The sequence below is a fragment of the Ramlibacter sp. genome, from assembly GCF_028292805.1.
Lineage (GTDB): Bacteria > Pseudomonadota > Gammaproteobacteria > Burkholderiales > Burkholderiaceae_C > Ramlibacter.
The window spans coordinates 1-9,355 of the sequence record NZ_JAQGLS010000057.1; the positions used below are offsets into that span (position 1 = coordinate 1).

Consider the following 9,355-nt stretch of genomic DNA (forward strand, 5'->3'; position numbering starts at 1 on the left):
CTGTGGACCTACGCCGGCGCCAAGTCGCTGGCCGATGGCAGCGAAAGCGCCTACGAGGAAGAGCCCGGCATCAAGTTCGATGCCCAGGACAGCCTGCTGACCATGTGCTGGACGGTCGCCGGCGACCAGGACTTCCGCCAGCAGCTCGACGAAATGTGCATGTCGCTCAACGAGCTGGCGCAAGAAGGCGCGGCCATCGAGGTCACCTTCTACGACGCCGAGTTCGACGAGGAAGAGGCGCCGCCCGAGGAAGACTCGCGCGACGACTTCCTGATGGTGTTCGTGGGCCCGACACCCGCAGCCATCATGCAGGTGCAGCGCGACCTGCTGGTGCAGGACGTGGTGAACCTGATGGAGCGCCACTTCGACGGCGCCGAACTCAATGGCGTCGTCGGCGAGATCGACAAGCTGTTCGCGGAACGCTTCGACGCGCTGGTCAGCTCGCTGGAGCTGGGCAAGCCACCGCGCGGCAGCGGCGGCTCGGGCGGTGGGCACGGCGGCGGCCGCCGGCCGCGGCATTTGCACTGAGCAAGAGGGGGCAGGGCCTATAGAGGCGGCTGGGGGGAACAGCCAAGCCGGCCCGCTGCGGCTATGCTCGCGCGGTCGGGCTCGCCCTGATCTCTAGTCTCTAGTCCCTCCAATGCCACTGTTTTCCCAGGAAGCGCTGAACCCCGGCGTGCGCAAGCGCGAGGTGTTCGGCTGGGCGATGTACGACTTCGCCAATTCCGGCTACACCACGGTGGTCATCACCGCCGTCTTCTCGGCCTACTTCGTCAACGGCATCGCCGGCAACGCGCCCTGGGCCACCTTTGCCTGGACGCTGGCCCTGAGCATCTCCTACGCGATCGTCATGCTCACCATGCCGACGCTGGGGGCCTATGCGGATCTGCGCGGCGCCAAGAAGAAGATCCTGATGCTGGTGACGGCGGGCTGCGTCGTCAGCACGGCGCTGCTGGCGCTGGCCCAGCCCGGCGCCATGGTGCTGGCGATGCTGCTGGTGATCGTCTCCAACACCTTCTACAACTGGGGCGAGTCGCTGACCGCCGCCTTCCTGCCGGAGCTGGCGCGCCCGCAAGCCATGGGCAAGGTGAGCGGCTGGGGCTGGGGCTTCGGCTACTTCGGCGGAATGCTGTCGCTGGGCATCTGCCTGGGCTACGTGATCTGGGCCCAGGGCCGGGGCATCCCGGCCGCGCAGTTCGTGCCGGTGACGGTGCTGGTCACCGCCGCCTTGTATGGCGCTGCCTCGCTGGTCACCTTCCGCCTGCTGCGCGAACGGGGGCAGGCCAACCCGCGCAGCCTGGAGCAAGGCGGCTTCAAGGCCTCGATGCAGCGCCTGCAACGCACATTCTCGCAGGCCAGGCGTTACCGCGACTTCATGTGGCTGCTGGCCTGCGCCGTGTTCTACCAGGGCGGGGTGGCAGTGGCCATCGCGCTGGCCGCCATCTATGCCCAGACGGTGATCGGTTTCTCGCAGCAGGAGACGATGGTGCTGATCTTCGTGCTGAACCTGGCGGCCGCGGGCGGCGCCTTCGCCTGGGGCTACCTGCAGGATCGAGTGGGCCACAAGCTGGCCCTGGGCAGCACGCTGGTGGGCTGGATCGCCGTGTGCGTGATCGCGGCCCTGTCGCAGACCAAGGGCCAGTTCTGGTGGGCCGCCACCATCGCCGGCTTGTGCATGGGCTCCAGCCAGTCCGCCGGCCGCGCGATGGCGGGCCTGTTCGCGCCGCCGCGCCAGCTGGCCGAGTTCTACGGCCTGTGGACTTTCGCCGTGCGCTTGTCCAGCATCATTGGGCCGCTGACCTACGGCGCCATCACCTGGGCCAGTGGCGGCAACCAGCGCATGGCGATCCTGTCGACGGCCGCGATGTTCGTCGTGGGCCTGGTGCTGCTGATGAAGGTGGACGTGGGTCGGGGGCGGGAAGCGGCACTACAAGCCCAGCCAGCGTGACGCGGCGGCCCGCAGCGCCTGCGGCTCGCCAGTCGTCTGCCACTGCACGCTGCCGGTGCCGGCGGCGTTGAGCAGCCCCTGCGCTTGCAGCAGCCGGCGGGTCTGGCGCGCCACCGGCTTGCCCGTTTCCACCAGCTGGATGTGCGGGCCGAGCACTTCGGCAAAGGCGTTGGCGGCGAACGGGTAGTGGGTGCAGCCCAGCACCAGCGTGTCGATCTCGCCGGCGCCGGTCCCGAAGCAGCACACCTCTTTCGTGTAGCGGCGGCACAGCGCGCGCACCAGATCCTGGTCGTCGGCCTCGATGGCGGCTGCCAGGCCGTCGCAAGGCTGCAGCACGAACTCGGCCTGTGCGCGCAGCGAATCGTGCAGTGACTTGAACTTGGCGCTGGCGAGCGTGCCGCGGGTGGCGAGCACCGCCACGTGCCCGGTCTTGGTCAGCGCCGCCGCCGGCTTGAGGGCCGGCTCGACGCCCACCACCGGCAGGTCGACCGCCGCCTCCCGCACCAGGTGCACCGCGGCTGCGGTGGCCGTGTTGCAAGCGATCACCAGGCCCTTGATGCGGTGCTGCGCCAGCAGGTCGACGGCGATCGCCAGCGAGCGCTGCGAGACAAACGCGTCGCCGCGCTCGCCGTAGGGCGCATGGCCGGCGTCGGAGAAGTAGACGAAGTCTTCGCCCGGCAGCTCGGCGCGCAGCGCGCGCAGCACGCTCAGGCCGCCAACGCCGCTGTCGAAGATGCCGATGGGGTGGTCCTTGTCCATGCCGGGGACTCTAGCCCGTGCCGGGGACCGGCGGGGTCAGATGACGGCGACAGGGATGCGCTTGAACTCGCCGCTGGCGATCTTTTTCTGCCATTCGGCGGGCCCGGTGTTGTGCACGCTGATGCCCGTGGCGTCCACCGCCACCGTCACCGGCATGTCGACCACGTCGAATTCGTAGATCGCTTCCATGCCCAGGTCGGCGAACCCGACCACCTTGGCATGCTTGATCGCCTTGGAGACCAGGTAGGCGGCGCCGCCGACCGCCATCAGGTAGGCGCTCTTGTGCTTGCGGATGGACTCGATGGCCGCCGGGCCGCGCTCGGACTTGCCGATCATCGCGATCAACCCGGTCTGCTCCAGCATCATGTCGGTGAACTTGTCCATGCGGGTGGCGGTGGTCGGGCCGGCCGGGCCGACCGCCTCGTCCCGCACCGGGTCGACCGGGCCGACGTAGTAGATGGCGCGGTTGGTGAAATCTACCGGCAGTTGCTCGCCGCGGGCCAGCATGTCCTGGATGCGCTTGTGGGCGGCGTCGCGGCCGGTCAGCATCTTGCCCCTGAGCAGCAGCGTGTCGCCCGGCTTCCAGCTGGCCACTTCCTCGCGGGTGAGGGTGTCCAGGTCGACGCGGCGGCTCTTTTGGGTGTCGGGCACCCAGGCGACGTCCGGCCACAGGTCGAGGCTGGGCGCTTCCAGGTAGACCGGGCCGGAGCCGTCCATCACGAAATGGGCGTGGCGGGTGGCCGCGCAGTTGGGGATCATCGCCACCGGCTTGCTGGCGGCGTGGGTGGGGTACATCGCGATCTTGACGTCCAGCACCGTGGTCAGGCCGCCCAGGCCCTGAGCGCCGATCCCCAGCGCGTTGACCTTCTCGTACAGCTCCAGCCGCAGTTCCTCGACCTGCGACAGCTTGTCGCCGCGCTCGGATTTTTCCAGCAGTTGGTACATGTCCAGGTCGTCCATCAGCGACTCCTTGGCCATCAGCATCGCCTTTTCCGCGGTGCCGCCGATGCCGATGCCCAGCATGCCGGGCGGGCACCAGCCGGCGCCCATGGTCGGCACGGTCTTGAGCACCCAGTCGACCACGCTGTCGCTGGGGTTGAGCATGACCATCTTGCTCTTGTTCTCGCTGCCGCCGCCCTTGGCCGCCACGGTCACTTCGAGCTTGTCGCCGGGCACGATCTGCACCGAGATCACGGCCGGCGTGTTGTCGCCGGTGTTCTTGCGGGCGAACTGCGGGTCGGCCACCACGGAGGCACGCAGGCGGTTGTCGGCAAAGTCGTAGCCCCGGCGCACGCCTTCGTTGATGGCGTCTTCCAGCCCGCCGCTGAAGCCTTCGAAGCGCACGTCCATGCCGACCTTGAGGAACACGTTGACGATGCCGGTGTCCTGGCAGATCGGGCGGTGCCCGGTCGCGCTCATCTTGCTGTTGGTCAGGATCTGCGCAATGGCGTCGCGCGCCGCGGGGCTGCGCTCGCGCTCGTAGGCGCGGGCCAGGTGCGAGATGAAGTCGGCGGGGTGGTAGTAGCTGATGTACTGCAGCGCGGCCGCCACGGATTCGATCAGGTCGGCTTGCTTGATGGTCGTCGTCATGGGCTTCGGGAGTAGGGGAGGGGCTTACCGGAATTATCCCAGACGCTGTCGAGCCTGCTTGGGCCACGCTTCGGTGGCACTTGAAAGTGCTTTGGGCCATACGGCTGCAATGCTGTGCACCTGCACAAGATCTGCACAAAGGAGCTTGTGGCGCAGGTCAGCTCACAAGGACAGCATTGAATCGCCCCAGCTTTCGTGGAGGCCAGTTGGTTCAAGGCAGGCCACCATCGAGGTGGCTCGAATGGCGGGTTGCCGGTAGTGGTTTGCCTCAGCCTCGCCGGCGGGACGAAGCCAGTTGGTTCGAGCAGGCGATCCGCGATCGGAGTGACACACCAGCCCCGCGTCGGGCTTTGGCTGCCTGGCGTACAGCGCCTGCTCCAAAGGCATCCAGAGCGAAGTTCGTTCGCATCGAACTGCTCACCCGCCAGCCCACGATGCAGCGGGCGAACACGTCCACAACGAAGGCCAGGTACCGCCAGCCCTGCCAAGTCGACACGTAGGCGAAGGTGGCCCTCACGCCGCGCACGGAGTCCTGCTCGCCGGCCTGATGCTCCTCTCCAGCGTCCTTGGCCGCGGGCGATTGCGCAGGATGCTTCCAGTGCCGCGCCGGCATCCTACCCGCTCGGCGTCAACCTCGAGGGCATCGCCGGCGAGGCGCGCCTGACGATGTTCGCCGACCTGATGAAGTCCTCGCGCCGCTGGGGTTCCGCCCGTCTGCCCTGGGTGCACAACGTGAAGGTGGACCAGGGCGGCTGGCCTGTGCAAGACGCCGGCGGCGTCGTTCGAATCCTCAATCGCGATCCGGGTGAAAGTGTGTCCGCCCGCCGGTACATGCAAGCTGGCACCTACCGGCTGTCGTTCACCGGCAAGGCCAACGTCGCGCCGGTCGCATCGCCCGGCGTGGCCGTCAGTGCCATGCGCCACGATCCGGAGTCGAACCGATCTTCGGCAGAAGTCATCGCGGGCGCGCGGGCCTCCCAGCTCATGCTTTCCTTCACCGGCACGCGGGGTGGGGTACGCGATGTGCAACTGCTTCCCGCCGCAACGCGAAGCGACCACGTTGTTCACCGAGGAGTTCCTGCGCGCCGTCGAGCCGTTCTCGGTCCTGCGCCTGCTCGGCCCCCTGGCGCCGAATAGCGACCCGCCCGGCCTCTGGGCGCAACGGCCACGGCCGGATGCGGCCAGCCAGGGCGGCCCGAAGGGCATGGCCTGGGAGTACGTCGTCGCGCTGGCGAATGAGACCGGCAAGGACATCTGGATCAATGTCCCGTTCAAGGCGGACGACGACTCTCGGTGACCAACGCGATGCGCGTCGCGTCATGACATTCACCGACCTTGTGCTCCCTTATTTCACCCTGAGCCGCGCCCTGCAGTCGCCGGCTGCCCTGCGGCAGGCACTGGCCGGCCTGCTGGCAGATGCGCTTGCCTTGGCCGGGATCGCAGCGGTCGAATTCGCGAAGCAGTGGCTCGTGTACTCCAGCCTGGGCGCATCGTGGGGCGTCAAGGCGGGTGTGAACACCTATCTCGGGCGAGGTGGCTTTCTGCGGGTGCGTGCCACCGCGGGCCATGCCATCGCGCTCGGCCTGGTCATGCTCGTTGGCACCACTGCGCTGCTGGCGTTGCGTTCGACCATGCGGGCCGGCTGGCGGCACGTCATCTCGGTCACCCTGGCATTCGGCTTGTTCTTCCCCGTATCTCGGGGCCCGTGGCTGGGGGCGTTGGCCATGCTCCGCGTGTATCTTGGCACAGGCGCGGCAGCCGTCAAGAACCTGGCCAAGTTCGCGGCAACGGGAGCCGGCGTGGGCTGGTGCAGGGCGAGGGAATCGTCGATATCGTCAACACCTATCTCCGGGTGGCACTCGACTCCGGCCTGATCGGGTCGGGCCTGTTCGTTGCCTTTTTCCTCAGCACGATGCTGGCGGTGCTGAGGGCGACGCGGCTGGCGTCGCCACTGCCGCACCGCGCTGCCGCTCTGGACAACGTCGGGCGCGGCCTGGCGGCGGGCCTGGCGGGCATCGCCGTGACCATCGCGACGGTCAGCAGCATCGGCGTGATTTCCTGGCTGTACTGGGCCTATGCCGGGATCTGCGTGGCCTACGTGCGTGTCGTGCAGGCGGAGGCGGCGCGCAAGCCGCAACCGCCTCCGCGACAGGCCACTCCAGACCCAATTCCAGGCGGACGTAGGGCGCCGCAGTGAGTTCTGAACTGCAGGGCGCGAACGTTGCGCATGCTGCGGCAAAGGCCGTTTTCCAGCGTGACTCCAGCCGCGCCGCGGCGGTCTCAACTCTTGCGCACCGACTCTTGCGCGGCTTGGTCGATCTGCTCGACCAGCGCCTGGTGTTCGGTAACTTCGGCAAGGGCCTGCACTTCCGGGTCGGGCTTCTGGCCGGCCCCGACCGCGGCGGAAATGTCCTGAAGCATCTGCAGTACCTTGGTGATTTCCTGCTCCGTCAGCAGATTGATTTGCACGTCCAGCTTGTCTCGACGCTCGCTGATCCGCATCGCGTAGTTCTGGGCGATGAGGATGAAGGAGGACAGGAAGATCGCCTCCATCGAAGCCCACATGGTGAGGAACGTGAACGGGTAAGGGTCCGGGTGCTTCAGGCCCGGCCAGACGTTCCACCCGATCCACGAGCCGAACACGACCGCATGCACCCAGACGAAGGTGGGGCTGCCGCAAAACCGCGCGACGAACGACGCGACGCGGTCACCGATGGTGCGATTCTGCGAGGCGAGCTCTTCGAGACGCCGCATCGTTTCGACGTTGCGGCGCGTGATTTCGGCGGCGCCGGGTGCGTGGTTCTGGGTAGCCAAGCAGCGATTGTTTCGCGCTCGCGCGGTCCCCGTTGCGAGAGATCGCCGTAAGCTGTGTAGGAGGCTGCCGGATGAGCAGCGCGCCGGAAAAAGCGACTTGGGTGGCAGTGCGATGCATCTGCTGCTGGGTTCGCTACGATGCAAGAGTACCGGTGCAGGTCAGGCAACTGCCCAAGCCGCACGCAGGCGAGGTCAAGTTCCGCTTCGAGCGCTACGCGACCACCGTTTCTGCAGCTTCAGCCATCGCAAGCCAACACATCAGATGACCACCCTTCAGAAAATCGCCTACACAGAGTTGAACTCCCGTCAAAAGGAGAACTACAACTTTCAAAAGGTAGCGGCTCACCTGGCGGACTATGGCTTCAATAGCCTGCGGCTGAGTGATGATTGGCAAGGTGCCGACTTCATTGCCTGCCACATAGATGGCAACATGTTCTTGAAGGTGCAACTGAAGGGCCGCTTGAGCATCGACATGAAATACAGCGGCAAGGACATCTACGTCGCGTTCTGCGATCAGGAGATCTGGTACTTGTACCCGCACGACGAAGTGAGAGATCTGCTGCTGGCGACCGGTCTGATGACGGGCTCGAAGTCTTGGGATGACGGTGGGGGATACAGCTGGCCTTACCTCTCAGTGCAGATCAAGGCGCTGCTGCAAACATACGCGATCTGAAGCGCTTGAACGTAGCTTGGGAAGTTGGCTACAACGGGCAAGCGGCAGCCCGCGACCGGCCCGGTCGGCATCATCTTTCAGGAGCCACGATGAAGCGCATCCATCCCTTGGCGCGCGGCGCTGGCGCCGGGCTTGTCGCTGGTGCCGGCGCCGTGGGCCGACGACAAGGCGCTGCCCGCGCACCAGGTCATTGCAGACATCAACGTTGCCGTTGCCTCCTGCCCCGGACCGATAAAAAACGCCGAGGTGAAAGGAGGAAAATCGCCGGCTGATCGTGAAGCCGAGATCGTCGGAGAGGGCAAACGCAAGCGCGAGATCAAGGTGGACCCGAGCACCCGTCAGGGGGCGGGACGAAGTAGCGCGGGCGGCGAGCAACGCTCACGCTGCGTCGCCCACCTTCCATTTCACCTGGAACTCGATCTCTTCCTCGCCGCCCGATCGCTCGTGCTCCACCGTGAAGCGGGCCGAGGCGGGGACGTAGATCCGCTCGCCGCCGATCTGGATCTCGAACCTGTCGCCGCTTTCGATGGCGTCAGCCATCCGGCGCAGCTTGGCCACGAACTGCGCGTTCGAATAGCCGCGCTCGATGTCCCTGTCCGGTTTGCCGCTCATGTCAGGCACCCCTGACCATCGCCAGCACCTTGCCGGCATCGAGCGTGCGCGCCTGGTCCTGGATCGCCGGCAGGTGGTGCTGCTGCAGCTTGCGTGCCTCGTCGACCACGCTCGCATACGCGTCCTTCAGCATCTGCGGCGACAGCTGCCTTCCACCGGCGTAGTAACGCTTGGCCACATGGCCGAGGGCATAGGTGCTGGCGAAACTCATCCCGGAACTGACGGCCTGGTTGCCCAGCCCGCGCGCGATGCCTCCGCCGAACCTGCCGAGCAGGCCGCCCAGCAGCTTGCGGCCGGCCTGCTCAAGGTACTGCGAGGTCAGGCCGACACCGGCGGTCGCGAGGAAATCCTTGATGTGCCCGCGATCGAGCTCGTAGCCATGCTCCTTGCCGATACGGTAGACCAGCTTCATCTGCAGTGGGATGATCGCCATCGTCGAGAGCGTCTCGGGCAGCAATTCGAGCGCGCCGTTGACGATGGATGCGTTCAGGATCGCCTGCTCGAGGGCGGCTTCGTCCACCGCAAGCGATCCTGGCTTCGCGGTCACCGGTGCGGCGCTGGCCGCCAGCGGAACCGAGGCAAGCTCGTCCGCCGCGCGGGAAAACTCCGCCGCCGCCGGTGCCGCCAGGCCCAGCGCGGCCCGCGCCTGCTCCAGGAAAGCGCGCTCGGCCCCGGACTGCGCGCCATCGGCATCGCAGACGCACACCGCCATCTCATATGCCAGTTGCCTGGACGCCGTGCTACCCAGGCCCGCCGCCACGCTCGCCAGCGACACGCGCTGGAGCAGGACGTCCTGGTAAAGCGAAGGCAGGTGCAGGCTCTCGTCGGCGGCCAGCCCTTGCGCGATGCGCTTGATCTCCGCGCGTTCACGCTCGTGCTTGTCGCCGTCGACGAACGCCGCCAGCAGGCTCATGGTCAGGACGGCCTTGATTTCATCTTGGGTCATGTCGGCAGTCGTG

13 protein-coding genes and 1 pseudogene are annotated in these 9,355 nt (G+C 66.9%); 6 read left to right on the forward strand and 8 right to left on the reverse strand.

Annotation, left to right across the window (positions count from 1 at the left end):
- On the forward strand, positions 1-528 hold a 528-nt coding region (locus JWP65_RS02940; RefSeq protein ID WP_299760189.1), incomplete at its 5' end, for a DUF6806 family protein.
- A 112-nt stretch (positions 529-640) separates the two neighbouring features.
- The gene (locus JWP65_RS02945) at positions 641-1,948 is read left to right on the forward strand and encodes an MFS transporter (RefSeq protein ID WP_299760191.1); all 1,308 of its coding nucleotides are present in this window, start codon (positions 641-643) and stop codon (positions 1,946-1,948) included.
- On the opposite strand, the gene murI is transcribed toward JWP65_RS02945, so the two are convergent.
- The 4 genes and pseudogenes from murI to JWP65_RS02965 form a co-directional block, all read right to left on the reverse strand.
- Entirely contained in the window at positions 1,928-2,707 is a 780-nt protein-coding gene (gene murI / locus JWP65_RS02950; RefSeq protein ID WP_299760193.1) for a glutamate racemase, read from the reverse strand. The two genes, JWP65_RS02945 and murI, sit on opposite strands and share 21 nt — an antisense overlap.
- Before the next feature lie 36 nt (positions 2,708-2,743).
- Positions 2,744-4,297: a fumarate hydratase gene (locus JWP65_RS02955; protein WP_299760195.1), complete on the reverse strand. Its 1,554-nt coding sequence runs from the start codon at positions 4,295-4,297 to the stop codon at positions 2,744-2,746.
- Between the two features lie 309 nt (positions 4,298-4,606).
- A pseudogene (locus tag JWP65_RS02960) lies at positions 4,607-4,808 on the reverse strand (DDE-type integrase/transposase/recombinase); the annotation flags it as partial.
- A gap of 334 nt (positions 4,809-5,142) precedes the next feature.
- Positions 5,143-5,283, reverse strand: coding sequence for a hypothetical protein (locus tag JWP65_RS02965; RefSeq protein WP_299760197.1), 141 nt, complete (start codon positions 5,281-5,283; stop codon positions 5,143-5,145).
- A 35-nt stretch (positions 5,284-5,318) separates the two neighbouring features.
- Between JWP65_RS02965 and JWP65_RS02970 the strand changes: the two genes are divergently transcribed.
- From JWP65_RS02970 to JWP65_RS02980, 3 genes are read left to right on the forward strand one after another with little or no spacing between them, the layout of a single operon-like run.
- Positions 5,319-5,594, forward strand: coding sequence for a hypothetical protein (locus JWP65_RS02970; RefSeq protein ID WP_299760198.1), 276 nt, complete (start codon positions 5,319-5,321; stop codon positions 5,592-5,594).
- A gap of 22 nt (positions 5,595-5,616) precedes the next feature.
- The gene (locus tag JWP65_RS02975) at positions 5,617-6,171 is read left to right on the forward strand and encodes a hypothetical protein (RefSeq protein WP_299760200.1); all 555 of its coding nucleotides are present in this window, start codon (positions 5,617-5,619) and stop codon (positions 6,169-6,171) included.
- Complete coding sequence (locus tag JWP65_RS02980; protein ID WP_299760202.1) at positions 6,150-6,494, forward strand: hypothetical protein; 345 nt, start codon at positions 6,150-6,152, stop codon at positions 6,492-6,494. The genes JWP65_RS02975 and JWP65_RS02980 overlap by 22 nt, the downstream gene beginning before the upstream one ends.
- Positions 6,495-6,577: 83 nt before the next feature.
- Here the strand turns inward: JWP65_RS02980 and JWP65_RS02985 are convergent, their stop codons facing one another.
- The gene (locus JWP65_RS02985) at positions 6,578-7,111 is read right to left on the reverse strand and encodes a DUF1003 domain-containing protein (RefSeq protein WP_299760204.1); all 534 of its coding nucleotides are present in this window, start codon (positions 7,109-7,111) and stop codon (positions 6,578-6,580) included.
- Between the two features lie 112 nt (positions 7,112-7,223).
- Here JWP65_RS02985 and JWP65_RS02990 point away from each other — a divergent pair, with 112 nt between their 5' ends.
- Positions 7,224-7,784, forward strand: coding sequence for a hypothetical protein (locus JWP65_RS02990; protein WP_299760206.1), 561 nt, complete (start codon positions 7,224-7,226; stop codon positions 7,782-7,784).
- A gap of 77 nt (positions 7,785-7,861) precedes the next feature.
- Here JWP65_RS02990 and JWP65_RS02995 read toward each other — a convergent pair whose 3' ends face one another.
- From JWP65_RS02995 to JWP65_RS03005, 3 genes are all read right to left on the reverse strand, one after another.
- Entirely contained in the window at positions 7,862-7,984 is a 123-nt protein-coding gene (locus JWP65_RS02995; protein WP_299760208.1) for a hypothetical protein, read from the reverse strand.
- 178 nt (positions 7,985-8,162) lie between these two features.
- Positions 8,163-8,396 carry an amphi-Trp domain-containing protein gene (locus JWP65_RS03000; RefSeq protein WP_299760210.1) on the reverse strand — a complete coding sequence of 78 codons (234 nt, stop codon included), beginning with the start codon at positions 8,394-8,396 and terminating at the stop codon, positions 8,163-8,165.
- Between the two features lies 1 nt (position 8,397).
- Positions 8,398-9,342, reverse strand: coding sequence for a TerB family tellurite resistance protein (locus JWP65_RS03005; protein WP_299760212.1), 945 nt, complete (start codon positions 9,340-9,342; stop codon positions 8,398-8,400).
- Positions 9,343-9,355: the final 13 nt, after the last annotated feature.

Bases quoted from the DNA above. Each gene is read 5' to 3' on its own strand.
- JWP65_RS02995 (WP_299760208.1), bottom strand. From the start codon at position 7,984: ATGTCTGCAATGACCTGGTGCGCGGGCAGCGCCTTGTCGTCGGCCCAC.
- JWP65_RS02970 (WP_299760198.1), top strand. From the start codon at position 5,319: ATGTGCAACTGCTTCCCGCCGCAACGCGAAGCGACCACGTTGTTCACC.
- JWP65_RS02975 (WP_299760200.1), top strand. From the start codon at position 5,617: ATGACATTCACCGACCTTGTGCTCCCTTATTTCACCCTGAGCCGCGCC.
- JWP65_RS02955 (WP_299760195.1), bottom strand. From the start codon at position 4,297: ATGACGACGACCATCAAGCAAGCCGACCTGATCGAATCCGTGGCGGCC.
- murI (WP_299760193.1), bottom strand. From the start codon at position 2,707: ATGGACAAGGACCACCCCATCGGCATCTTCGACAGCGGCGTTGGCGGC.
- JWP65_RS03005 (WP_299760212.1), bottom strand. From the start codon at position 9,342: ATGACCCAAGATGAAATCAAGGCCGTCCTGACCATGAGCCTGCTGGCG.
- JWP65_RS02990 (WP_299760206.1), top strand. From the start codon at position 7,224: ATGCATCTGCTGCTGGGTTCGCTACGATGCAAGAGTACCGGTGCAGGT.
- JWP65_RS02945 (WP_299760191.1), top strand. From the start codon at position 641: ATGCCACTGTTTTCCCAGGAAGCGCTGAACCCCGGCGTGCGCAAGCGC.
- JWP65_RS03000 (WP_299760210.1), bottom strand. From the start codon at position 8,396: ATGAGCGGCAAACCGGACAGGGACATCGAGCGCGGCTATTCGAACGCG.
- JWP65_RS02965 (WP_299760197.1), bottom strand. From the start codon at position 5,283: ATGAGCTGGGAGGCCCGCGCGCCCGCGATGACTTCTGCCGAAGATCGG.